This is a genomic window from Chryseobacterium paludis (assembly GCF_025403485.1).
Taxonomy (GTDB): Bacteria; Bacteroidota; Bacteroidia; order Flavobacteriales; family Weeksellaceae; genus Chryseobacterium; species Chryseobacterium paludis.
The window spans coordinates 1,380,162-1,406,187 of record NZ_CP099966.1; the positions used below are offsets into that span (position 1 = coordinate 1,380,162).

Consider the following 26,026-nt stretch of genomic DNA (forward strand, 5'->3'; position numbering starts at 1 on the left):
CCTTTTTTGTTTTCATAAAATTCAGCTTAAGTTTAAAAAAAATTAAAACTAGTGTAACCTTTTAACCTCTTCAAGCGTATAATATATAGTAACTCTAGTTTGAGGATAAAATAAATGAGACAGTTAAAAATTACTAAGCAGGTAACCAACAGGGAAACTGCTTCACTAGACAAGTATTTGCAGGAAATTGGTAAGGTAGAATTGATTACTGCAGACGAAGAAGTAGATTTGGCACAGAAAATTCGTGCAGGTGACAGAGCCGCATTGGAAAAATTAATCAAAGCCAACCTTCGTTTCGTAGTTTCTGTATCTAAACAATATCAAAACCAAGGTCTTTCTTTACCCGATTTGATCAATGAAGGTAACTTAGGACTTATGAAAGCTGCAAAAAGATATGATGAGACCAGAGGTTTCAAATTTATCTCTTACGCAGTTTGGTGGATTCGTCAATCAATTTTACAGGCTTTGGCAGAACAGTCAAGAATTGTAAGATTACCACTAAACAAGATTGGCTCAATTAACAAAATTAATAAAGCATACGCTCACCTTGAGCAGGAAAATGAAAGACCACCTTCTCCGGAAGAATTGGCTGAAGTTCTTGACATGAGTGAAGAAGACATTAAAGAATCTATGAAAAACTCCGGTAGACACTTGTCTATGGATGCACCTTTAGTAGAAGGTGAAGATTCTAATCTTTATGATGTATTACGTTCTGGAGAATCTCCAAGTCCTGATAAAGATCTAATGCTTGAATCTCTTCAAATTGAGATCGAAAGAGCATTGAATACTTTAACTCCAAGAGAAGCGGATCTTGTAAGATTGTACTTCGGATTAAACGGAAAACATCCAATGACTTTGGAAGAAATTGGTGAAACTTTTGACCTAACGAGAGAAAGAGTTCGTCAGATCAAAGAAAAAGCAATCAAAAGACTAAAACATAATACAAGAAGTAAGATTTTGAAATCTTACCTAGGTAAATAATTTAGCCTAAATAATTAATTAGCGGAGTTTGATTTTTCAGACTCCGTTTTTTTTTATCTTTATATTACATCTTCAACTAATTAAATAATCATAAAATTTGTCATTCAGAATGAAGCGTAAGCAGAATGAAGAATCTCAAAAAAAGATAAATTATTAATGGATTTCTCCCATAGTCGAAATGACGGTCCTAATGGCAGTGAAATTATAAGTTATTGAATCCAATGAATATCAGCTTGATCATCAGTAAAAATCTATTTTATTTGCTTATTTTTAATACTTATAAATGGTAATTATGAAAAAAATACTATTAACCTCTGCGCTGGTTTTATTTTTATTTTCCTGTACAGAAAATAAGTCTGAAAACACTCCTATCCCGGATAATGTTGTAGATAATGCAGAATCTTCTGTATCAGGTTCATTTAAAAGTGGACGGAGTGAAGATATGATCGATCAGATTTATTCTGAACTTATTAAAAACGATAAAAACCTTCAGGCACTGGATGATAAAATAAAAAGCATCAATCAGGAAGCAGGTAAAGTTATCTTCGAATATAAAAAAGTCTTTGATAAATCTGAATCCTATTATCGCGATGCTGAATATCATACCAGTTCAATAAGCGATTCCCTGATGAAAAAGGAAATCACAAAATCTATTAAAGCAAGCTCCGATACATACTTTTCAAAAGTTAAAAACATCAAAGACTTAATCAATCAGGTGAATACCAATGAAAAGAAAATGAATGATTTATACACCGTTTTTAAAGTCAATAAAACACTTCCTGAAATTGAAAAATATCAGAATGCACATCCTTTGAAGCCAGATCATTTAAATAGCTTCATTAACAAACAAAATAAACTATTGACCGAATTAAAAAATTTGAAATAATTCAAAATAAAAGTCTATAAAAGTCACAATGATGCAATATACCACTCAATGGCTCAGTGATAAAAGCCGTGTTAAAGAATTAGTAGATTTTTTTATTACCCATAAAACAGAATCTTATATTTCGCATGGAGAAATAATATCCGGCCGAGCTGAAAATACTCACGAATGGAGCTCAAATCTTGAGTCTATACTAACAGACCAGCTTACTACCGATTTTAACTCAGAAGATTCTTCTTCCTCAAAATTAGAAATTTTAATTGCAGAAAATAATGATGGCAACATCATTGGAATGTTGGTCTTTAATGTAATCTACAGTGGTTTTAAAAAATATGCTGTTTTAGAAGATATGCTGTTGAATAATGCTTTCCGTGGACAATCTATTGGAAGTACTTTACTGGAAAATGCCATTCAGGAATCTAAAAATTGGAATGTCAGCTTTATTCTTTTAGAAAGTGGGATTGATAATAAAGGAGCACATCATTTCTTTGAAAAATATGGCTTCACAAAAGTATCAGAAAATTACATTCTGACGATGTAAAATAAGCTTTCAAATTAACAACTTCATCTGCTTATGAATTCTATTTCAATAATTGGAGCCGGAATTGGCGGTTTAACACTTGGAAATATCCTAAAACAGCAACATATTGATTTTAGTATCTATGATTCTGTACCGGAAATAAAACCAGTGGGAGCCGGAATTATGATGGCTATGAATGCCATGCAGGTTTTTGATCAGTTGGGATTAAAACAGAAAATTGAAGAAGCCGGTAATAAAATCCATAAAATATCGATTACCAATCAATATCTAAAACCTATTTCTGATACCAATAGCCTTGAATTTGAAAAGAAATTTAATTCCTGTAATGTGGCAATTCACAGAGCAGAATTACAGAGAATTCTCGCTGAAAACATGGGTATTGAAAACATTCAGCTCAATTATAACTTAAAACAAATTATAAAAAAAGAAAATTACCATCTCCATTTTGAAAATAGACAGGAAATAGAAAGTACTGTTGTTTTTGGCGCTGATGGAATTAAATCAAACATTCGTAATCAAATTCTAAAAACAGGAACAATCCGGGATACAAAACAAAAATGCTGGCGTGGACTGGTCGATTTTGAATTACCGGAAAAATATAATCAGGAAGCCCTTGAGACATGGGGAGTTGGTAAACGCTTTGGCTTTGTAAGAATATCAGATAAAAAAGTCTATTGGTATGCAGTGATCAAAGACAAAAATCTGAACCCGGATACTGATCTGCTTTCTACTTATAGCGATTTTGATCCTTTAGTTATTAAAATTTTAGAAGCAACAGATCCTAAAAATATTATTTTCAACGACATTACAGACCTTTCTCCCATCCCAAAATGGCATTCAGACAACTTATGCCTCATTGGTGATTCTGCGCACGCAACGACTCCTAATATGGGTCAGGGAGCTTGCCAGGCAATAGAAGATGCTTACATTATTGGTAAATTATTAGAAAAGAGTAAAAATTTCAATTCTGTTTTTGAAGACTTTCAAAAAATAAGAAGAAAAAAAGTAGATTATATTGTCAGTACAAGCCGACAGGTTGGAAACATTTCACAATGGCAATATGGAACCTCTCTCCGTAATTTTTTAATGGGTATTATCCCTGAAAGTATCAACAAAAAAATGATTGAAAAAATAGCGACGCTGGAAATGTAACGAATTAGTCATCATATGATCCTAATCACCCCATTCTACAAATGTTTCTGTCCCGTCGATTTTTCCACTAAATATACCTTTCACTTTTATTCTTGGGGTATTAAGTTTTAAATAATTATCAAAGACAAGTTGATTTTGATAATTATTTAAAACTTAATACCCACTCTTCACTAGATCCATTTATTATATTCAAGCTTTCAAAAGATTTAATTTTTCTCTCTTTAGCATATTCAATAGCATGTGGGATTTTCGTTTCATTGGAATATCATAAAATAAATATACGCTTTCAAATATAAAGCAAGAAAAAACCGCCTCAGTGATGAGACGGTTTTTTTTATTTAATAAGTCAGTGTAACACCTGCTCCCCAACCCATTTCATTATCATAATTTCCTGAAATTGAGAACCATTTTTGTACGATATACCGTAGTCCTGTAGTAAATTCTCCATCAGAATTAAGACTAAAGTTTCCTCTTATCCTTCTGGAAATCGGAATATCCTCCCTGCTTAGCTCCAGTAATACTTTTCCATTCTGATCTACACTTGCATCTGCTGTAATCAACATAGGCAAAAGGTATTGTGCACCCACAATGAAAGTAGCCTTATTCTTTGAGGCGATGTTTTGTCCAAACCAGGTTTTCTTACCCTCATACTTCATTCCCATCTCTTCTGTCATTTGTCTTTCCATGATCTCATGATTCTTCTGAATCCTAAAACCGGCATAAGGAAGTGCCCATTGAAATTTCCCTAAGAATCTTCCTACTTTAAAATTTCCATCAAAATGGTCGAAGTTCCAATTGGAATGAAATTCATTCAGATTAGCCCATCTCGGTCCGAACATCGTCATGGTTTCAGTATGTATTTTATTGCTTGCAATATCCAGCATCGCCATTGAGCTCACCATTCTGTTATCCTTAAGGAAATTTTTCCAGGCTAACTTCCTGTTTGGAAGCTGAGGATTGGGTTTAGAATCCTCATAGCTGAATATCCTTCCCATTCCAGCCATCATATGGTATAAAATGTGACAGTGAAAAAACCAGTCGCCATCCTGATTAGCAACAAATTCTATCGTGTTTGTTTCCATTGGCATAATATCCACTACATTTTTTAGTGGTGAGTACTCTCCTTTTGAATTGATCAGTCTAAAATCATGTCCGTGCAAGTGCATTGGATGTCGCATCATCGAATTATTATACATCGTAATTCTCAGAATCTCTCCTTTCTTAACCAAAATCTTATCCGTTTCCGTCACTGTTTTATTATCTAGAGTCCACAGATAATGGTTCATGTTACCTTCCAATGTAAACTTAAGCTCTCTGACATTTTCGGTTGGAAGGATTGTTTTTTCAGGAGCTTTTAAAATATTATAGGAAAGCCTTTTAATCGTTTTTTCCTCTTTCATATCCATTCCAGAATGTTGGGAATGATCCTCTTTTTCATCTTTTGTTTTTACCCCCATCATTTCATTAATATGCTTCATCGTCATTTTTCGCTGGCTTTCAGAAAGTTCAGGGTACATCACTTCATTCATATCCATCATCTGGTTACCCATAGTCATACTCATAGGCTTCATATTTCCACTCATTTCCATCATTCCATTCATCATCTTCATTCCTTCAAAAAGTTTTAATCTTGGTAAATCAGGAGCTTCTACCTTTTCTCCTGATCCCAGCCAAAGTGAAGAATGTCCAATTCGGTCTTCCGAAGTAGCGCGAAATTCAAAACTTTTATCTTCAGGAATGGTCACCTCAATATCATAGGTTTCAGAAACTCCTACGATCAGACGATCAACTTCTGTAGGAACTACATCATTTCCATCATTACCCACGACTTTAATTTTTCCGCCACCATAATTTAACCAAAAGTAGGTTGAAGATCCACCGTTTGCCACTCTTAGCCTTACTTTATCTCCAGCTTTTAGATTGGAATACTCAGAACTTGGCAATCCGTTAATGAGAAATTTATCATAATACACATCACTTACATCCATCGCCTCCATTCTTTTCCATTCATTCAGGGCTTTTGTTCCAAAATTTCCAGATTTAATAGCTTCCCAATAACTTTGAACAGCATTCTTCTTAATAGCATACCAATCTGTATTGGCCATATGAAGTCTCCTGGCAATCTGCATTGGATCTTCATCACTCCAATCTCCAAGTAGTATAGGGATTTCCTTTGTATACTGCTCTGTCGGTTCTCCTTCCCTTTTCTTGAAAACTAAAATACCATTCATGCCAATCTGTTCCTGATGTCCCTGATGCGAATGATACCAATAGGTCCCATTTTGAGAAACTTTAAATTTATATAGATGAGTTTCTCCAGGTATTACAGGTTTTGTGGTAAGGTATGGAACTCCATCATGTTCATTGGGCAGAATAACTCCATGCCAATGAAATCCTGTGTTTTCCTTTAGCATATTATGAAGATAAATTTCAGCGGTATCACCTTCTGTAAAATATAAGGTCGGAGCCTGTAACTTACCGTTTACCGCAATAGCTCTTCTGTTCTTCCCTGTAAAGTTGACAATCGTATCTTTAACATACAGATCATAACGAACGGTTTTACCCCCAAAAGTAATTTTACCGTTCTCAGAATTTCTTCTTAAAACTGAGGTCTCTTCTTTCTGATTTTCTACCGTCTTTTGTTTCTGATCTTCCTTTTCTACCAAATCCATTCCACACTTAGGACATTTTCCCGGTTTATCGGAAATTACCTCTGGGTGCATCGGACAACTATAGGCTGTCTGAGATTTTGAGAGCGTTTTAGGGTTAGAGATAGGTTGAGCTTTAGAGGTTATTTTTACATAACTCCTTTTCTCTGCCTCAGGCTTATTATTTCTTTTTATATCCTGAGTCTTTGTTTCTTGTTTTTCAATTGGCCTAGCTGTAGGTTTTGAAATAACTTTAGGCTTAATGGCAACAGTTTTTTTTACTAAGGTCATTCCACATTTCGGGCAGTCTCCAGGTTTTTGGGAAACTACTTCAGAATGCATTGGACAGGTATAGTAAGTTTTTGTCGATTGTGTGAAAGTAAAAACAGAGAACAAAAACATCAGAAATATTATTATTTTTCTCATAATATTTCGAGTTTATTTAAAGCTGTATAGTTTAATTATTCAATTAAAGTAAATTATAATTTAAACTATACAACTACCTATTTTATAGATCAATATAAAAATTAATTAATCTCAGTTTTAACACTTCCACATGAAAGCATTTTACTTCCGTAATAGGGATTTACAATTTGCTTTTCATCACTCAACCAACTTCCATCAGCCATTGGGCAGTACTGAACAAAAATTGGTTTTTCTGAAAGTTTAAATTGCTTTGTTAATGCAATCATATTATCAGAGAGATTAAGAAAAGTCTCTCTTTGTGTATTGATGCTTCTGGCCTCAGAAATAGCGGTAGCATCTTTTTTAAGAATCGTTAAGTTTCCTTCTGAAACTACTTTATAGTCAATTGTTGAAGCCGTTTTAATGAATTCTGATGCTGCTTTTGACGTTTTATCAGCATCATCGGATGCCAATGCTGTTTTAATAGCAATATAATTTTTATATAACTTTGAAACCTGAGGATTTGATTTTGATTGTGCAGACACAAAAATCATTGAAAATAAAGAGAATACTGCGGTTACGATATACTTTTTCATTGTTTTAAAATTTAGAATTAAATAAGTTTTTAATAAGAATAACTGAGAGTCGCCTATTGCGACAAAACTTGCCGTTCGTTATAATGAAACCATTAAACGAAGAACTTAATTCTAAATTCTGAAATTACAATGTGTAATAAAGATAGGTATAGATCGATTTTCAGGTGGTGCATTGATCTGAATTGATGTAAATTTTACAGCTGAAAAAGAGTGATCCGTAAAGAAAAACTCATGGTTTTGAAATTCAGCAATCTGTTTTAAAAAATCAATTTTTAAGAAATCTGATTTTTGTGAATCATCAACTTTTACAACTTTGATTTCTGTTTTACAACAATCCTTTTTAGTTTTAACACCGCATTTAGCACAAATATCATCTGTCTTCTGACTTACTGATACCATTTCCTGCATACAATAATGTACACTGAAAACTGCTCCGGAAGAAAATCCAAAGTAGAAAACAGAAAACAATATGGCAAGAATCTTTTTCATATGCTGAAGCAAAGGTAAAAATAACTTTCTAGCAATTGTTATAAAATTATGTAATGTTGTTATAAAATTCGGAAAACAGCAAATAAAAAACTCCTGAAAATTTCAGAAGTTTATATTGTCTTTATTTCTCGCGCATTATGCAGATTGAGCAGATTTCCAACCTTTGCTACTTAATACTTTATATCTGCTGCCAAATAACTATTTATTTAATCTTAAATTCAAGTTTCACATTAAAGAATCTTCCTGTTAATCGAACTGGAACAGGATACATAAAATTGGTATTCGCATCTGTAATCCATTGATTGGCTACTGTATTTCTAATATTAAATGCATTGAAAACCTGTACTCCCAAAATTAATTCTTCAAAATTGCCCCAGAATCCATATTTCTGCTTTTTATCTTTAGAATCGATAAATACTTTAGACAACCCGATATCCACTCTTTTATAGGAAGGTAATGTTCTCTGATATTGATAAGCAGCATTTACGTCAGGCGCACCATTCTGGTCTAATATAATTGGTGCTCCAGTTGGTAGTCCCATTGCATAAGTTAGTGTAAGATTCACCCTCATTGAAGGATATTGAGGCATATAATCCTGATAGAACATCGCAAACCTTAACCTTTGATCGGTAGGTCTTGGAATATTTCCTTTCCCATCAATATTTTCATACACTCTGGCATAACTTGCAGATAACCAAGAATCGATCCCTGGTACAAATTCACCAAATAATCTGGTATCAATTCCATAAGCATAACCAGTAGCATTATTATTACCAGAATAACGGATTCTTACATTATCCATGTAGTATGGAATAAGATCATCCATTTTTTTATAGTAAGCTTCTGTCGTCAATTTAAATGGACGGTCATACATCTGGAATTCATAATCATTCGCTAAAATCACCTGTAACGAACGCTGAGATTTTATTGTATTGTTAAAGTTTCCATCCAGATCTTTAATTTCTTTGTAGAAAGGTGCCTGATAATATACCCCTCCTGAAAGCCTGAAAAGCATATCAGTTTCCCAATCAGGTTTAACAGCAAATTGTACACGTGGAGAGAAAATAGTCTCATTATTAAAACTCCAGTGAGAAACTCTTGCTCCAGCATTAATGAAAACTTTTTTCGTTCCCCAGTAAAATTTCTGTGAATATTGTGCGTAAGCAGATAACCTTGTGGGTTCAATGGCATTTTGACCAGCTATTCTATAGAATAATTTAAGATCTCCAGGAGTTCCAAATCTTGGATCATCAATAGCTACCGGAGTACTATATCCCGCAGAGTCTACCAATTTCCATTCATTGGTAAGATCTTTCAGATTTTCTTTTTCAAATTTAAATCCAACTTCAATATCTGTGTTTACATTAGGTGAAAAACGTCCTCTGAGCTGTGTTCCATAAGTCCTTACAAAAAGGTCATTTCTTGCATGATCTATTTGTCCTCCTGTATCATATGTTGTAAGAGGTGCTCCTGTGATAGGATCAAAGGTCTGTAGTATATATTGAGATTGTATAGAATAATATTCTCTTTCACGGTTTTGGTACGCAAAAGCATCCAAGGTGAACTTCCATTGATCCGATGGTTTGTAGTTCATAGAAAGAGTTCCCATCATGTTTTTATACTTGTCATTTTCTTTTCCAGCATAAAAAACAGTTAGATTAAGAGGTCTTTGAAGACTTCCAAAATCAACACTTCTTTCTTTGGGGATCATTTCGTAATCATTCTTAGAATAGTATCCTACGAATGAGAGACTTAGCTTCGGATTGATATGATAGTTGATATAAGACTGGAAATCCCAATAAGTAGGATTAAAGTTAGTATCTTCTTTCAAAGTATTCAGAACAAGGTTTGTATTTCTGTATCTTCCAGAAAATAAGGCTGTCAGTTTTTTATTCTTTGAAGCTAAACCTGCAGTCAATCTTCCACCAATTAAACTTGCTTCTCCTGAAAGCTCAAATTTTTCGGGTTCCCGATAATAGATATTTAAAGCAGAAGACATTTTATCTCCAAATCTTGGTTCAAAACCTCCTGCCGAGAAATTAACTGTTGACACCATATCCGGATTAATGATACTCAATCCCTCCTGTTGAGAATTTCTAATCAGGAAAGGTCTGTAAATTTCAATATCATTAATATAAATAAGGTTTTCATCATAGTTTCCACCACGAACCATATATTGCGAAGAAAGCTCTGTGTTGGAGTTTACGGATGGCAGGGTTTTAAGGATCCCTTCTATTCCTCCGGAAATACTAGCAACATTTTTAGCGTCTTTAGCTGAAATTTTTACAGTACTAAGGTCAGTTGTTCGTCCTACGACTTTTTTCTGGAACACGACTTCCTCAATATCTGTGACTTTTGTAGTATCTTTCTTTTTTGTTTGAGAGAACACTAACATGGGAACCATAAGGCTCAGTGGTAAAACTAGTTTTTTCAAAAGAAATGTTTTAAGAATTTCTAAAATTAAGTATTTTTTAACAACTACAAAATCGATTCTCTAATTCTTGTTAATTTTTGTAACAAATCTTCTAATAAATCTAATCTTAACATGTTGGCTCCATCAGATAATGCAGTTTCTGGTGTAGGATGTGTTTCTATAAAAAGTCCATCTGCTCCAACAGCAATTCCTGCTTTAGCAATGGTTTCAATTAAGTCCGGTCTTCCTCCTGTAACACCAGAGTTTTGATTAGGCTGTTGTAGAGAATGCGTAACATCCAGAATAACAGGCGCATATTGTCTCATCGTTGGAATACCTCTATAATCAACGATTAAATCTGTATATCCGAAAGAGTTCCCTCTTTCAATGATCGCTACTTTCTGATTATTAGAATCCGTTATTTTCTGAACAGCAAATTTCATGGATTCCGGAGAAAGGAATTGTCCTTTTTTCAAGGTAACACATTTTCCTGTTTCTGCTGCAGCAACCAATAGATCGGTCTGACGTACTAGAAATGCAGGGATCTGTAAAACATCTACATACTGAGCCGCTAAAGCTGCGTGCTCATTTTCATGAATATCTGTAGTGGTTGGAATATTAAAAGTCTCTCCAACTTTTTTTAGAATTTCTAAAGATTTTTCCTCACCAATAGTAGTAAATGAATCTACTCTACTTCTGTTAGCTTTCTTAAAGCTTCCTTTAAAAATATATGGAATGTTATATTTATTGGTAATTTCTATTATCTTCTCTGCAATCTTCAACGCCATATCTTCCCCTTCAATAATACAAGGACCTGCTGTAAGAAAAAAGTTTTTTGAATCTTTGTGTTGGATATTATCTAAATACTGAATCATTTTATTATAATTAAAAGTTCAGTAAAAATACTTATAAAGTTTCAGAATCGGAAATAATTTAAAACCTTAATAGTATTAAGAGTCTAAACAAAATTTTAATAGTAAGGTTTTAATAAAACAATTAAGAAATGATACTGTTATTAAGAATTCATTTTTTTTAAAATCTTTTCAAAAGTATTGATATTTCTGCTTGTAAACTGGTCTTTCATGCTTTTTTTACCTAAAATTTTACCAAAGCTGGAATCTAACGTATTTCCTTTAGGAACCTGCCAGTAAAAAATATCATTAATGATTTCTCCTTTTTCATTTTCAACCTTAGAAGACTCTTCAAATTCTTTCATTAAAACCGCTTCTACTCCTTTATTTCCAACAAAAGTATAACTATGGAAATTTTCATTTTTTTCAAAAGGGTTTCCACTCCAGAAATTCTCTATCTCTTTTAAAGATTTAATAAACAAAAAAGCTTCGTAAGAAAAATACTCCGACATTGATTTCTCAAGAATTTTCTTTAAATCGGATACATTCTTCTCTGAAGAAAAAACAATATTTCCTGATGCCAAAATAGAACTTACATTTTCCATTCCTGCATCTTTAAAAACCTTGCAGACATCAACCATTTTCATATTTGTTCCTTTTACATTGACACCTCTAAGAAAAGCACAGTATTTCATATTTTTAGTTTTATATTATATTAGGTTGCAGATTAAAGGTTGTAGGTAATGAATTTAGCGAAATAATACGTAATCCTCAATTCTTAATTCTCACATATAAATTATAATCCGTTCCCGAAGGTTTCAGCTTATAAATCTTTTCAAGAATTGTATTGTCACTTTTAAGATGATCCTTAATTCTGAATTCTTCTAATAATCTATAGTGGGTCTTATAATATTCAGCATCCGGAGTCTTAAATAAATCATTGTACGAAAGCAGATATTTTGGTTTCCTGTTTTTTACGGTATTAATCCAGTAATGTGCTTTATCCTTCTTTATTTCACTCTGAATCTTCTTATCTACCAATCCTACTTCATCAATGGTCTTTAATCCCGAGAAATAAGGAATATATCCTGCCGGTTCCAATAATATCCATTGCTTTTTATCTTTCTCATAAAAGTTTAGAGATATTCCAATTGACCTTCTGTAATTCCATTCCCCATTTCCTGTTGCAATAGAATGAATAGTCTGAAAAAGCAACATGGGCAGAATATAGATGATAATTAGCAGAAACAGCCATAGGTTTCTTTTAACCTTTTGCTCCAATACAAATATTAAAACAGGAACAAAAAGTAAGATCTGCGGAACCCAGTAATACCAGTCAAAAAGACTTTTTTGGGACAGAAAGATCAATTGTTTTACCCAACCGAAAAGAAAGATCATCCATAGAAAATAATTTCTTTTTTCTTTCTGACGGATCAGAAATATAAAACAAACCAGTTCAAAGATCAGAACAAGTATGGTGAATGGATTGAAATTTCCAGGTAATTTTAACATCCCCCAGAAGTTTCCGTAATTGGTCATAAAATATTCCACATCCTGGCTAAATGTAAAATTCTTGTCGTAAAGAAGTTTTTTGGCAACAATGGTATTATTAACCCATTCGCCGAAATAAAACCAGTTAAAAGCAAGGGCAACAGAAACACCTAATACACCACCTATGATATAGCTCCATCTTATTTTTTTATTCCAGAAAATATCAATTAAAAAAACGATTCCCAGGAAAATTACGGTATCAATTCTTGTAAATAAGATCAGTATTGGAAGTACTATAAACGCCCATTTTTTTTCTTTTTTAAACCCATAATACAGCAAAGCCATTTCTAAAAAGAAGAGAATCCCATATTCCATGCCCAGGATAGAAATTTTTATAGAAGGCGGTAATATCCCAAACAGGAAAATAAAAATTGCTTTATGCCAGGGATTTTTTAGGAGTAAATGAGATAAAAACAAACTCCCTATTGTGAAAAGAATTGAATTAAAAATAAGAAGAGGTTCAATGAAATATTCTTTCCCAAATATAAGATTGAACAGATAAGAAACAAAAACATATAAATGGGTTGTTGACGCTGAAATTCTGGTTTCGCCATTAAATCCAATCACCCCATAATCCATTAGGTTTTGAGCAACTCTCCAGGTGATGAATGCGTCTTCCTGAATATGGTGCGTCAATAAAAAGAGGAGCTTAAAAATAACTGTAAAAATTACAGCATAAATTGGGAGTTTATTTGTTCTTTCTGACATTGTGCTTCTTTAATGGCACAAATATAATCTTAAAAATTTATGAATACAATAACAAAAAACGGAACCGAAGTTCCGTTTTAAATATATTTTCTATTGTGTTGCTTTCATAATAGATGTGGTAATCTGATCTTCTTTTTTCTTGGAATAAGTAGAATCAAAAGGTTCCATGATATCAAATAAATACTGATAGAATGGCGTGATCTTCTGTACATTTTCAGATTCACTCATAGCTTTCTCTTTACCCATCTGTCGGAGGTTTTTCACAAACACATTGAACTTTTTATCAATAGGTTCTATAGATTTCACAAGGTAGTCATAGGCTTTATCTTTTTGTCCGATCGCTTTGTAGGCATTAGTAACAGATGAAACAACAAGAGAATATTCCATCGGTTTGGATCCCATTTGTCTCCTTAAATACTTTTGTTCACCACGACTAAGACTTGCATAATAATCATATTCTTCAAAAATTCCTTTCTTAAGTGTTTCTGCCAGTTTCAATCCTTTCTGCTCCTGACCTGCCACAATATATCCATAAACAAGAGAACTTAAAGAACGGGGATCATTATACTTTTCTACAGGAATTTCTTTTGCTGCAAGATCCAATAATTCAACCGCTTTAGCTTTTTGTCCACTTGAAGATAATGCTCCTACAGCTCTGCTAACTGTTGATCTATAGCCTATAATATTCGATGTTGCTGTTTCATCGTAATGATTTTTAAGATCCTTAAAATTGCCCCATTTAAGGTTCTTCACCACATTGTATAGTGAATTGGCATCTACTCTACCCATATCGCCTTCAGGATTTGGAGGTGTATGAATAGGAACCAGTCGATAACTGAAGCCATCAAACTGCAAATAATCATCCAGATAAAAAATATTCTCACTGTCATAGACCCCTCCTGAGGAGAAGTTAATCGGTCTCTTCCAATCGAAATTGGCAAAAATATCAAACATCATAAGGTTTCCTTTAAAAAGTGTATTTGCCTTATAATCGATCATGATCTGATTTACTGTATTCGGTAAATCCGCCTGATTGATGATTCCTGCTTTTAAGGCATTTTCTTTATTAACAGGTAGAATAAATTTGCTTACCGGTAAGAAATTGTATTTCTCATAATGTGTTTCTCCAAAAATCATTTTCAAAATCTCATCCTTCTCCGGAGATTTCATCTTAAGGAAACTCATTGCTTCTTTAAGGGTAATAGAATCCTGAGTAAGATATTTTCTAAAAGATTGAAGTTCTGTTGAAGGTGCTCCCTGCTCCTGAAGGTTACTGAAAATATTCTGCCAGTTTTCCTTTTTCATTACATAGATCTGATCATTAACCCCGTCTTTATAATCATCATGGGTCAGCTGTCCCGGAATAGGATCCGCATTATACGTCTTTCTTTTTACCTGATCACAATACCACGGAGTCGAAAGTAACGTGAAATTAACTGATTTTACATCATCACGCAATCTTTCTGTCTCCTGAATTGCCCAAACCGGAAATGTATCATTATCTCCATAAAGAAATATAATATCCTCTTTTGGTAAAGACTTTATAAATGAATAAGCATAATCATGAGCCGCAGATTTACGACTACGGTCATGTACATTGTAGTTCTGGAAGCCCATCATAAATGGCACGCCTAATAAGAGTACTCCTATTGCGATATTTGCTCCATTCGACTTTATTTTAGATTGCAAGAACCATAAAATAGCTCCTGCACCTAAACCTATCCAAATGGCAAATGCATAGAAGGAGCCCACCATAGCATAATCCCTTTCTCTAACTTCAAAGGGCTTTACTCCGGTATAAAAAACAATTCCAGCTCCTGTCAATATAAATAAAGACAGCAATGCATAGAACCTTCCAAAATCTTTGTTTAACTGAAAGAAGAAACCTATTAATCCCAAGATCAACGGTAAGAAGAAAAAGGCAACTGTACTTTCATTTTTGAACTTAGCAGGCATTTTATCCTGATTACCCCACAAAGCATTGTCAATAAAAGAAAAACCTGAGATCCAATTCCCATTGGTACTTTCCATGTGACCTTCCCTGTCATTTTGCCTTCCGACAAAGTTCCACATCAGGTATCTGGCGAAATAATATCCGTTCTGAAAGGTAAAGAAATAATCCATATTCTGAGCCAGGGAAGGTTTTTGAACCTTTATTAGATCATATTCTTTTACTTTTAAATAATCTGATGCAGTAATAGATTTATCTTCATATTTCTTTCTTAGTTCTTCAAAAATCTGTTTAGCCTGAGGATTATCTGCTACCTCTTCGTTATCATAATTAAAAGTAAAATCAGGTGCTCCATACATTGAAATGTAATTAGCCATTACATCCTTATCTTCATTAAACATCCTTGGCATTAAACTTACCTGGGATTTACTGAATACATAATTAAAACGATCTCCCGTTTTTCTGTAGATACCCGCTTTTTCATCTTTTTCATAAATGTCACCGGTCTTTTGCGTCTTGTAACTTCCATCTTCATTTTTTTCAATCCCATTTGCATCAAGGAATGCTGTATAGTTCTGTCCGTAAATCGTTGGCCAGTCTCCATACTGAGCTCTGTTATAATAATCCAGCATACCAATTGCTGTATCCGGATCATTAAGGTTCATTGGTGGATTTGCATTGGCTCTGATCGGAATTACCATCCAACATGAAAAACCTATCATCATATAAACTACAGATAATGCAACCGTTTGATAAACATTTTTTTTACTTCTTCTCGCATATTTAATAATTAAATAACAAAGGACAATCATAAGAATAAACGCTACGATAGTTCCTGAGTGGAAAGGAAGTCCTAAACCATTAACAAAAATATTTCAAGTTTCCCAAACATCGTCATGATCAATGGGAAGATAATTTTAAATACAATGATCAGGATACCAAGTGTAATTAAATTCGCCCAGATAAAATTTTTCCAGGTAAATTTATAATTTCGGGTGTAGTATACTAAGCAAATAGCAGGAATTGATAACATGCACATCATGTGCACACCCACAGAAAGTCCTACAATAAAGAAGATAAGGATGATCCATCTCTCATTGTCAACCGCATTATATTCATTTTCCCATTTTGTAATCAGCCAGACCAAAAGCGCAATAAACATCGAGGCCATTGAATAAACTTCTCCCTCTACCGCAGAAAACCAGAAGGTATCGGAGAAAGTGAAACATAATGCTCCAATTACGCCTGCAAATAAAATAGAAATTTCCTGATGTTTGGTTACTTCTTCAAATTCTTTTTTCAAAAGCCTTCTTACAAAATGAGTAATCGTCCAGAACAAGAATAAAATAGTAAATGCGCTGAACAGCGCAGACATCGCATTGATGACAATAGCATAATTATCTTCCTTTCCAAATGCAAAAATAGCAGCTACTGCGCCCATGATCTGAAATAAAGCAGCTCCCGGAGCGTGTGTTACTTCTAGTTTAACTGCTGAAGAAATATACTCTCCGCAATCCCAGAAACTCAAATAATGCTCTATTGTTGATAAATATGTAAAAAGTGCAATGATGAAAATTCCCCACCCTAAAATGGTGTTCCATTGCTTAAAAGTCCAGTTCTTCATATAAAAATTAATTTCTAATAACCTTTTCTAAATAAATTTTTTATCAAATTCAGGATACACTCCAGTAAAGTTCCAAAGATACTTTTTTCAAGGCTTTCTGATAACATTTGTTAAAATAATTTACTTAATGGTGAATATTTATTTTTGAACTTTAACTTTTTAGGAATACCGTTAGGACTTATGTAATTAAACAATGGAATACAACTCATTATATTCCATTGTTTTAGTATTAATTAAAAGCGTAACAGAATAATAGGGCAATAAAAAAACGGAACCAAGTTCCGTTTTTAAAATTATGCTTTCTATTGTGTTGCTTTCATAATGGCTGTAGTAATCTGATTTTCCTTTTCTTTTGAATAAGTAGAATCAAAAGGTTCCATGATATCAAATAAGTACTGATAGAATGGTGTGATCTTCTGTACATTTTCAGATTCACTCATTGCCTTCTCTTTACCCATCTGTTGAAGATCTTTTACGAACACATTGAACTTTTTATCAATTGGCTCTATCGATTTCACAAGATAGTCATAGGCTTTATCTTTTTGTCCGATCGCTTTGTAGGCATTAGTAACAGATGAAACAACAAGAGAATATTCCATTGGTTTGGACCCCATTTGTCTTCTCAGATATCTTTGCTCACTTGGAGTAAGGCTTAAATAATAATCATATTCTTCAAAAATTCCTTTCTTAAGTGTTTCTGCCAGTTTCAATCCTTTCTGCTCCTGACCTGCCACAATATATCCATAAACGATAGAACTTAATGAACGGGGATCATTATACTTTTCTACAGGAATTTCTTTTGCTGCAAGATCCAATAATTCAACCGCTTTAGCTTTTTGGCCATTTAGAGAAAGAGCAGCTGCTGCTCTACTTGCAGCACTTCTGTAGCTGATAATATTAGAAGTAGCGGTTTCATCAAAATGAGCATTAAGATCTTTAAAATTACCCCATTTGAAGTTTTTCACCACATTATATAGTGAATTGGCATCTACTCTACCCATATCACCATCAGAATTTGGAGGTGTATGAATAGGAATCAAACGATAACTGAAACCATCCAATTGAAGATAATCATCTAAATAGAAAATATTCTCACTGTCATAGATTCCTCCAGAAGAGAAATTAATCGGTCTTTTCCAATCGAAGTTGGCAAGAATATCAAACATTATCAGATTATTTTTATAGAGTGTATTCGCTTTATAATCGATCATGATCTGATTCACCGTATTTGGTAAATCAGCCTGATTAATGATTCCTGCTTTTAAGGCATTCTCTTTATTAACAGGTAGAATAAATTTGCTTACCGGTAGAAAATTGTATTTCTCATAACGTGCTTCACCAAATATCATTTTCAGTACTTCATCCTTTTCAGGGGATTTCATCTTAATGAAATTGATTGCTTCTTTAAGGGTAATAGAATCCTGTGTAAGGTATTTTTTAAAGGATTGGAATTCTGTTGAAGGAGCTCCCTGTTCCTGAAGGTTACTGAAAATATTTTGCCAGTCCTCTTTTTTCATCAGATAGATCTGATCATTCACTCCATCTCTGTAATCCTCATGTGTTAACTGACTAGGAATAGGATTCGCATTATATGTCTTTCTCTTTACCTGATCAATATTCCATGGAGTGGATAAAAGAGTAAAGTTAACTACTTTTACATCATCACGGAAGTTTTCTGTTTCCTGAAGTCCCCAAACCGGATACGTATCATTATCTCCATACACAAATAAGATATCTTCTTTAGGTAAGGATTTTAACACTGAGTATGAATAATCATAGGCAGTATATCTGTTACTCCTATCGTGTACATTATAATTCTGGAATCCCATCATAAAAGGTACTCCCAATAAAACGATCCCTGCAATAATATTCGCAGCGTTGGATTTAATTTTAGATTGTACAAACCACAAGATAGCTCCTGCACCTAAACCTATCCAAATGGCAAATGCGTAGAAGGAGCCCACCATAGCATAATCTCTCTCTCTTGGTTCAAAAGGTTTTACTCCCGTATAAAAGACGATTCCAACACTTGTGATCACAAATAATGATAATATAGCGTAGAACCTTCCAAAGTCTCTGTTAAGCTGAAAGAAGAAACCTATTAATCCCAAGATCAACGGTAAGAAGAAAAAGGCAACCGTACTTTCATTTTTGAACTTAGCAGGCATTTTATCCTGATTACCCCACAAAGCATTGTCAATAAAAGAAAAACCTGAAATCCAGTTTCCTTTTGTATTTTCCATATTTCCTTCCAGATCATTCTGTCTACCCACATAGTTCCACAACAGGTATCTTACAAAGTAATATCCGTTCTGAAAAGTAATAAAGTAGTCCATATTCTGAGCCAGAGAAGGCTTCTGAACCGTAATAAGATCATATGGTTTTACTTTTAAATAATCTGCTGCGGTAATAGATTTATCTTCGTATTTCTTTCTTAGTTCTTCAAAAATCTGTTTAGCCTGAGGATTATCTGCTACATCTTCATTTCCATAGTTAAAAGTAAAGTCAGGTGCTCCGTACATTGAAATGTAATTAGCCATTACTGCTTTATCTTCATTAAACATCCTTGGCATTAAACTTACCTGGGATTTACTGAATACATAATTAAAACGATCTCCTGTTTTTCTGTAGGTCCCCGTTTTTTCATCTTTTTCGAAGATCTCTCCTGTTTTCTGTGTTTTAAAACTTCCATCTTCATTTTTTTCAATTCCATTTGCATCAAGGAATGCTGTATAGTTCTGTCCGTAAATCGTTGGCCAGTCTCCATACTGCTCTCTGTTATAATAATCCAGCATACCAATTGCTGTATCCGGATCATTAAGGTTCATTGGTGGATTTGCATTGGCTCTGATCGGAATTACCATCCAACATGAAAAACCTATCATCATATAAACTACAGATAATGCAACCGTTTGATAAACATTTTTTTTACTTCTTCTCGCATATTTAATAATTAAATAACAAAGGACAATCATAAGAATAAACGCTACGATAGTTCCTGAGTGGAAAGGAAGTCCTAAACCATTAACAAAGAATATTTCAAGTTTCCCAAACATCGTCATGATCAATGGGAAGATAATTTTAAATACAATGATCAGAATTCCAAGTGTAATTAAGTTAGCCCAGATAAAATTTTTCCAGGTAAATTTATAATTTCGGGTGTAGTATACTAAGCAAATAGCAGGAATTGATAACATACACATCATGTGTACCCCTACAGAAAGTCCTACAATAAAGAAAATAAGAATAATCCATCTCTCATTATCCGCAGCACTGTATTCATTTTCCCATTTTGTAATCAGCCAGACCAAAAGCGCAATAAACATCGAGGCCATAGAATATACTTCTCCTTCTACCGCAGAAAACCAGAAGGTATCCGAGAATGTAAAGCATAAAGCTCCAATTACCCCAGCAAATAAAATAGAAATTTCCTGATGTTTGGTTACTTCTTCAAAATCTTTGTTCAAAAGCCTTCTCACAAAATGAGTAATCGTCCAGAACAAAAATAAAATAGTAAACGCGCTGAACATTGCGGACATCGCATTGATGACAATAGAATAATTTTCACCTTTTCCTAATGCAAAAATGGCCGCTACTGCGCCCACAATTTGAAATAAAGCAGCTCCAGGAGCGTGCGTTACTTCTAATTTAACTGCTGAAGAAATATACTCACCACAATCCCAAAAACTAAGCTTAGGTTCTATCGTTGATAAGTACGTGAAAAATGCAATGACGAAAATAACCCACCCTAAAACGGTGTTCCATTGCCTAAAAGTCCAGTTTTTCATAGTATAAAATCAATTACGCGAAAATAGGGCTTTTATCTCATTTTATGCCGATTTTAACAAATTTTAAAAATACTGGTGTGGTATTTGCGATAATAATGGAGCAATGATTGAGGAAGGAAAAATAACGAATTAACTAATGGCGACTTAGAAATCAAACAAAAGTTTAGAAATTATTTATTTTTTTGTATTTTTGCCCTCAGATTTTTATTGAAAAATAACAAATAATGAGTAATGTTTACGATAATATCCTTGGCCTTATAGGAAATACTCCTATGGTGAAGCTAAATACTGTAACGAAAGATATTCCTGCAACTGTTTATGCCAAGTTAGAATCATATAATCCTGGACATTCCACTAAAGATAGAATCGCACTTCATATTATAGAAAACGCTGAGAAGAAAGGTTTATTAAAAGAAGATTCTGTAATTGTAGAGACCACTTCCGGAAACACTGGATTCTCTCTTGCAATGGTTTGCATCATCAAAGGATACAAATGCATTCTTGCTGTAAGTGACAAAACAAAACCGGAGAAGATTGCCTATCTGAAAGCACTTGGTGCTGTGGTATATGTCTGTCCTGCGAATGTAGCAGCAAATGACCCGAGATCTTATTATGAAGTGGCAAAAAGAGTTGCTTCAGAAACGCCTAATTCCGTTTATATCAATCAGTATTTTAATGAGCTGAATATTGATGCCCATTACCAAACTACAGGACCGGAGATTTGGGAGCAGACGGAGGGAAAAATAACCCATCTTTTTGCTTGTACCGGAACTGGCGGAACTTTATCGGGATCAGGAAAATTTTTGAAAGAAAAAAATCCAGATATCAAAATTATCGGAGTAGATGCAGATGGTTCTATTCTGAAAAGTTATCATGAAACTGGAAAAATTAATAAAGAAGATGTTCATCCTTACCAGATTGAAGGAATGGGAAAAAACCTGATTCCTGCTGCTTTGCTTTTTGACAAAGTAGATGAATTCGTAAGGGTAAACGATGAAATGTCTGCATATAGAACTCGTGAAATAGCATTAAAGGAAGCCATCATGGGTGGTTATACAACAGGAGCTGTGACACAGGCATTGATACAGTATGCACAATCTCACGAATTTTCAAAAGACGATCTTGTTGTTTTAATATATCCGGATCACGGATCAAGATATATCACTAAAGTATATAGTGACAAATGGATGGCTGAGCAAGGTTTTGTAAATAATTGTGTACACAATTACGATGAAGTTTTTAAAACAGAATTCATTAAATAGAAATAAATTACCATACAAATAAAGCCTTTTTTGTAGATCACAAAAGGCTTTTTTACTTAAAAAAATCACTTATAAAATGTTGGATATTTTTGACAGAATAAAAGAAAATCCAGGACCTCTTGGACAATTTGCAGATTATGGCGAAGGTTATTTTATTTTCCCAAGACTGGAAGGCCCTATCGGACCTAGAATGCAGTTTCAGGGAAGAGAAGTAATCTTCTGGAGTGCTAATGATTATTTGGGATTGTGTAATCATCCTGAAGTATTAGAAGCTGATGCAAAAGCTGCTGCTCAATACGGGATGTTTTATCCAATGGGAGCAAGAGCAATGTCTGGAGAAACAGAACAGCACTTACAGTTAGAAAAAGAACTTGCTGACTTTGTTCAAAAAGAATCCGCTTATTTATTAAATTTTGGTTACCAGGGAATGGTATCCACTATTGATGCATTGGTTAGCAGAAATGATGTTATTGTATATGATGTAGATTCTCACGCTTGCATTGTAGACGGTGTAAGACTTCATGCTGGAAAAAGATTTACATACAGACACAATGATATTGAAAGTCTGGAAAAAAACCTTCAGAGAGCGACAAAAGTAGCTCAGGAAACAGGAGGAGGTATTTTAGTAGTTACTGAAGGTGTTTTCGGAATGAGAGGCCAACAGGGAAAACTTAAAGAAATCTGTGACCTGAAATCAAAATATAATTTCAGACTATTAGTAGATGATGCTCATGGATTCGGAACTCTTGGTGAAACAGGGGCCGGGGCTGGTGAAGAACAGGGATGTCAGGATCAGATTGATGTATACTTCTCTACTTTTGCTAAATCAATGGCAGGATTTGGAGCTTTCATCGCAGGAGACAAAGACATCATCAGATATCTAAAATTCAATTTAAGATCTCAAATTTTTGCAAAATCTCTTACCATGCCAATGGTAATTGGAGGTTTGAAAAGATTAGAGCTTTTAAGAACAAAGCCTGAGATCAAAGCTAAATTATGGGAAAACACTCATAAATTACAAAATGGTCTTAAAGAAAGAGGTTTCAATATTGGAGACAGCAATACGTGTGTAACTCCGGTAATGATGCAGGGAACTCCTGTAGAAGCAACTCTTTTAGTAAAAGATTTAAGAGAAAACTATAGAATATTTACATCTGTTGTTGTTTATCCGGTAATTCCTAAAGGAATGATCCTATTAAGATTAATTCCTACCGCATCTCATACTGATTCTGAGATCAATGAAACTCTTGCCGCTTTTGAAGCAATTCACGACAAATTAATGAGTGGACATTATAAAGAACAGGCTGAGAGCTATCTTAAAGAAAATAATATTCAGTTTAAAGAAATTTAATTAAAAATAAAAAAGGTCATTTGAAATAGAATGACCTTTTTGTCTAATAAATTTACGTCAAAATGAATTTATATGAAAAATTCTAAAAATATCAGAATTGCTATTATTAGCCTTTTTCTACTGCTTTTTTTCACTAACGCTACGGCTCAACGTTCCTATATCGATAATCATAAAGATATCGCTATGGATCTCTCAAAACAGTACGGAATTCCAAGTTCGGTTATATTGGCTATTGCCATTGTTGAATCCGGAGCGGGAACCAGTAAAGCCAGTAAGACCCTAAACAATCATTTTGGTATGTTAGGGAAAAATGATATTAATTCTTCGAGATTTAAGAGCTTTGGCTCTGTAAAAGAAAGTTATGAGGCTTTTTGTCGACTGCTCTCAAAAAAGAAACTCTACACTAAACTAAAAGATAATAATAATTATACTGAATGGGTTAAAGCGATTGCTTCTTCAGGCTATTCTGCGAAACCTAATGAATGGATGAAAAAAATAAATCTTACAATTACAAAGTTTGGTTTAAATAAATAACCTTCACACCTTCACATTTTATAAGCTGCTAGTCTTTATAGTACAGAATATAATAATTTAAAATAAATTTGTAAAAATTTTTCTATTGAAAGATCTGCTTCTTATCACTCCGCCTTTTACCCAACTTAACACTCCTTATCCTGCAACAGCTTATATTAAAGGTTTTCTAAATACCAAAAATATTTCCAGCTATCAGATTGATTTGGGGATTGAAGTTATTTTGGAGTTATTCTCAAAAGACGGGCTTCAGAATATTTTTAATAAAAAAATTAACCTTAAAAATACCTCAGAAAATTCTCAGAGAATTTTTGCTTTAAGAGAAGAATATCTAAAAACCATTGATCAGGTTATACTTTTCTTACAAGGTAAAAATTTCACATTGGCAAGGCAGATCTGCAGCATGAATTTTTTACCGGAAGCTTCCCGTTTCAACCAATTGGATGATATGGAATTTGCTTTCGGAAACATGGGTTTACAGGACAAAGCTAAACATCTGTGTACTTTATATTTAGAAGACCTATCTGATTATATTATTGAAAATATAGATTCAGATTTTGGTTTCAGCAGATATGCGGAACGTTTGGGAAAAAGTGCTAATTCTTTTGACGAATTGTATTTAAAACTGATCGGAGGCCAAACATTTATTGACCATATAACCTTAAGTATTCTTCAGGAAAAATTAGAATTTGCTCAGCCAAAACTGGTATGCTTTTCTATTCCTTTTCCTGGAAATTTGTATGCAGCATTTAGATGTGCAAAATACATTAAAGATAACTTTCCCCACATTAAAACTGCAATGGGCGGAGGTTTCCCAAACACAGAATTAAGAGAAGTAAAAGATGCCAGAGTCTTTGAATTTTTCGATTTTATTACACTGGATGATGGTGAACTTCCTATTGAACTTCTTTACGAAAATCTAAATAGCCAATCCGAAATTGCAGAATTTAAACGGACTTTCTTAATAGAAAATGAAAAAGTAACTTATAAGAACAATTCGAAAAGACACGATTATAAGCAAGCTCAAGTAGGAACACCTGAATATACCGATTTACAGCTAGACAGATATATTTCGGTTATTGAAATTGCAAATCCAATGCACAGTTTATGGAGTGATGGAAGATGGAATAAGCTTACAATGGCACATGGCTGCTACTGGGGCAAATGTACTTTTTGTGATATATCATTAGATTATATCAAAATTTATGAGCCTATTTCTGCAAAAATTCTGGTCGACAGAATGGAAGATCTCATTAAAAGTACAGGCGAAACAGGATTTCATTTTGTAGATGAAGCAGCACCACCCGCTCTAATGAGAGAAGTTGCTTTGGAAATTTTACGAAGAAATTTAGTGGTTACCTGGTGGACCAATATTCGCTTTGAAAAGAGCTTTACCAAAGATCTTTGTTTTTTATTAAAACTTTCAGGTTGTGTAGCTGTTTCCGGAGGACTGGAAGTTGCCAGTGACCGTTTATTAAAATTAATTGATAAAGGGATTTCGGTAGACCAGGTTGCTCAGGTAACAAGAAATTTTACTGAAGCCGGAGTTATGATCCATGCTTACCTGATGTATGGCTACCCTACCCAAACAGTTCAGGAAACCGTCGACTCTCTGGAGATGGTTCGTCAATTATTTGAAATGGGAATTTTACAAAGTGGATTTTGGCATCAGTTTGCCATGACCGCTCATTCACCGGTAGGCTTAAATCCTGAAGAGTTTGGAGTTACCCCTATTAAACAGGAAATTTTGTTTGCTAATAACGATATTGATTTTACAGATAAAACAGGTATTGATCATAGTAAATTTAGTTTTGGCTTAAAGAAATCTTTATTCAATTATATGCATGGGATCAATTTTGAAATTCCTCTGCAGGATTGGTTTGATTTTAAAATCCCGAAAACAACCATTCACCCTGATTATATTCACGATTGTCTTTTAGAAGATGATAGTTTTATATTTAAAGGAAATTCAAAAATTATTTTCTTAGATAAAAACGTGATCGCTGAGAATTACATTAAAACAAAAAAACAGAACTCCTGGCCGTATACCCAGCTTACATTCCATTTAAAAACCAATATTGTAAAAGTGGATCTGGAACAGGAAAAAGCTGAATGGTTAATGGAAATACTTAAAGACAATTCTAAAGAAAGTGCGAAGAAAATTACACTTCAGCAGCTTAAAACTCAGTTTGAAGAAAGTTTTGAAGATTTTGAATTATTTTGGTTTTCAAAACCTATGCAGCAGCTAAAAGATAATGGTGTTATTTTAAGTTTGTAATCTGATTTTTTCGTAGATAGTTC

General features: G+C 33.7%; 16 protein-coding genes and 1 pseudogene. 8 read left to right on the forward strand and 9 right to left on the reverse strand.

Annotated elements, in window-relative coordinates:
• Positions 1–114 precede the first annotated feature (114 nt).
• The 4 genes from NG806_RS06010 to NG806_RS06025 all read left to right on the forward strand — a co-directional run bounded on the left by NG806_RS06010 (position 115) and on the right by NG806_RS06025 (position 3,557).
• The gene (locus NG806_RS06010; RefSeq protein WP_055859010.1) at positions 115–981 is read left to right on the forward strand and encodes a sigma-70 family RNA polymerase sigma factor; all 867 of its coding nucleotides are present in this window, start codon (positions 115–117) and stop codon (positions 979–981) included.
• Between the two features lie 292 nt (positions 982–1,273).
• Positions 1,274–1,867 carry a hypothetical protein gene (locus tag NG806_RS06015; protein ID WP_214824586.1) on the forward strand — a complete coding sequence of 198 codons (594 nt, stop codon included), beginning with the start codon at positions 1,274–1,276 and terminating at the stop codon, positions 1,865–1,867.
• Positions 1,868–1,895: 28 nt separating this feature from the next.
• Positions 1,896–2,405 carry a GNAT family N-acetyltransferase gene (locus tag NG806_RS06020; protein ID WP_261512358.1) on the forward strand — a complete coding sequence of 170 codons (510 nt, stop codon included), beginning with the start codon at positions 1,896–1,898 and terminating at the stop codon, positions 2,403–2,405.
• A gap of 33 nt (positions 2,406–2,438) precedes the next feature.
• The gene (locus NG806_RS06025; protein ID WP_261512360.1) at positions 2,439–3,557 is read left to right on the forward strand and encodes an FAD-dependent monooxygenase; all 1,119 of its coding nucleotides are present in this window, start codon (positions 2,439–2,441) and stop codon (positions 3,555–3,557) included.
• Between the two features lie 338 nt (positions 3,558–3,895).
• On the opposite strand, the gene NG806_RS06030 is transcribed toward NG806_RS06025, so the two are convergent.
• The 9 genes and pseudogenes from NG806_RS06030 to NG806_RS06070 all read right to left on the reverse strand — a co-directional run bounded on the left by NG806_RS06030 (position 3,896) and on the right by NG806_RS06070 (position 20,581).
• Positions 3,896–6,631 carry a multicopper oxidase domain-containing protein gene (locus NG806_RS06030; RefSeq protein ID WP_261512361.1) on the reverse strand — a complete coding sequence of 912 codons (2,736 nt, stop codon included), beginning with the start codon at positions 6,629–6,631 and terminating at the stop codon, positions 3,896–3,898.
• A gap of 101 nt (positions 6,632–6,732) precedes the next feature.
• Complete coding sequence (locus NG806_RS06035; RefSeq protein ID WP_261512362.1) at positions 6,733–7,206, reverse strand: DUF3347 domain-containing protein; 474 nt, start codon at positions 7,204–7,206, stop codon at positions 6,733–6,735.
• 111 nt (positions 7,207–7,317) lie between these two features.
• Positions 7,318–7,695 carry an HYC_CC_PP family protein gene (locus tag NG806_RS06040; protein WP_214824564.1) on the reverse strand — a complete coding sequence of 126 codons (378 nt, stop codon included), beginning with the start codon at positions 7,693–7,695 and terminating at the stop codon, positions 7,318–7,320.
• 202 nt (positions 7,696–7,897) lie between these two features.
• A complete protein-coding gene (locus NG806_RS06045) occupies positions 7,898–10,129 on the reverse strand; it encodes a TonB-dependent receptor plug domain-containing protein (RefSeq protein WP_261512363.1) in 2,232 nt (743 codons plus the stop codon).
• Between the two features lie 44 nt (positions 10,130–10,173).
• A complete protein-coding gene (gene kdsA / locus NG806_RS06050) occupies positions 10,174–10,983 on the reverse strand; it encodes a 3-deoxy-8-phosphooctulonate synthase (protein ID WP_261512365.1) in 810 nt (269 codons plus the stop codon).
• A 140-nt stretch (positions 10,984–11,123) separates the two neighbouring features.
• On the reverse strand, positions 11,124–11,654 hold the full coding sequence (locus NG806_RS06055) for a DUF1697 domain-containing protein (RefSeq protein WP_261512366.1): 531 nt from the start codon (positions 11,652–11,654) through the stop codon (positions 11,124–11,126).
• A 76-nt stretch (positions 11,655–11,730) separates the two neighbouring features.
• Positions 11,731–13,218, reverse strand: a complete 1,488-nt coding sequence (locus tag NG806_RS06060) for a DUF2079 domain-containing protein (RefSeq protein WP_261512367.1) — start codon at positions 13,216–13,218, stop codon at positions 11,731–11,733.
• A 90-nt stretch (positions 13,219–13,308) separates the two neighbouring features.
• Positions 13,309–16,793: pseudogene (locus NG806_RS06065) on the reverse strand (glycosyltransferase family 117 protein).
• A gap of 302 nt (positions 16,794–17,095) precedes the next feature.
• Positions 17,096–20,581 carry a glycosyltransferase family 117 protein gene (locus tag NG806_RS06070; protein WP_261512368.1) on the reverse strand — a complete coding sequence of 1,162 codons (3,486 nt, stop codon included), beginning with the start codon at positions 20,579–20,581 and terminating at the stop codon, positions 17,096–17,098.
• Between the two features lie 224 nt (positions 20,582–20,805).
• On the opposite strand from NG806_RS06070, the gene NG806_RS06075 reads away from it, so the two are divergent.
• The 4 genes from NG806_RS06075 to NG806_RS06090 all read left to right on the forward strand — a co-directional run bounded on the left by NG806_RS06075 (position 20,806) and on the right by NG806_RS06090 (position 26,003).
• Entirely contained in the window at positions 20,806–21,843 is a 1,038-nt protein-coding gene (locus NG806_RS06075; protein ID WP_214824551.1) for a PLP-dependent cysteine synthase family protein, read from the forward strand.
• A 79-nt stretch (positions 21,844–21,922) separates the two neighbouring features.
• Positions 21,923–23,194 (forward strand): aminotransferase class I/II-fold pyridoxal phosphate-dependent enzyme, encoded by a 1,272-nt coding sequence (locus NG806_RS06080; RefSeq protein WP_214826172.1) that lies wholly within the window; start codon positions 21,923–21,925, stop codon positions 23,192–23,194.
• A 72-nt stretch (positions 23,195–23,266) separates the two neighbouring features.
• Entirely contained in the window at positions 23,267–23,728 is a 462-nt protein-coding gene (locus NG806_RS06085; RefSeq protein ID WP_261512369.1) for a glucosaminidase domain-containing protein, read from the forward strand.
• Between the two features lie 85 nt (positions 23,729–23,813).
• Positions 23,814–26,003, forward strand: coding sequence for a B12-binding domain-containing radical SAM protein (locus NG806_RS06090; protein WP_261512371.1), 2,190 nt, complete (start codon positions 23,814–23,816; stop codon positions 26,001–26,003).
• Positions 26,004–26,026: the final 23 nt, after the last annotated feature.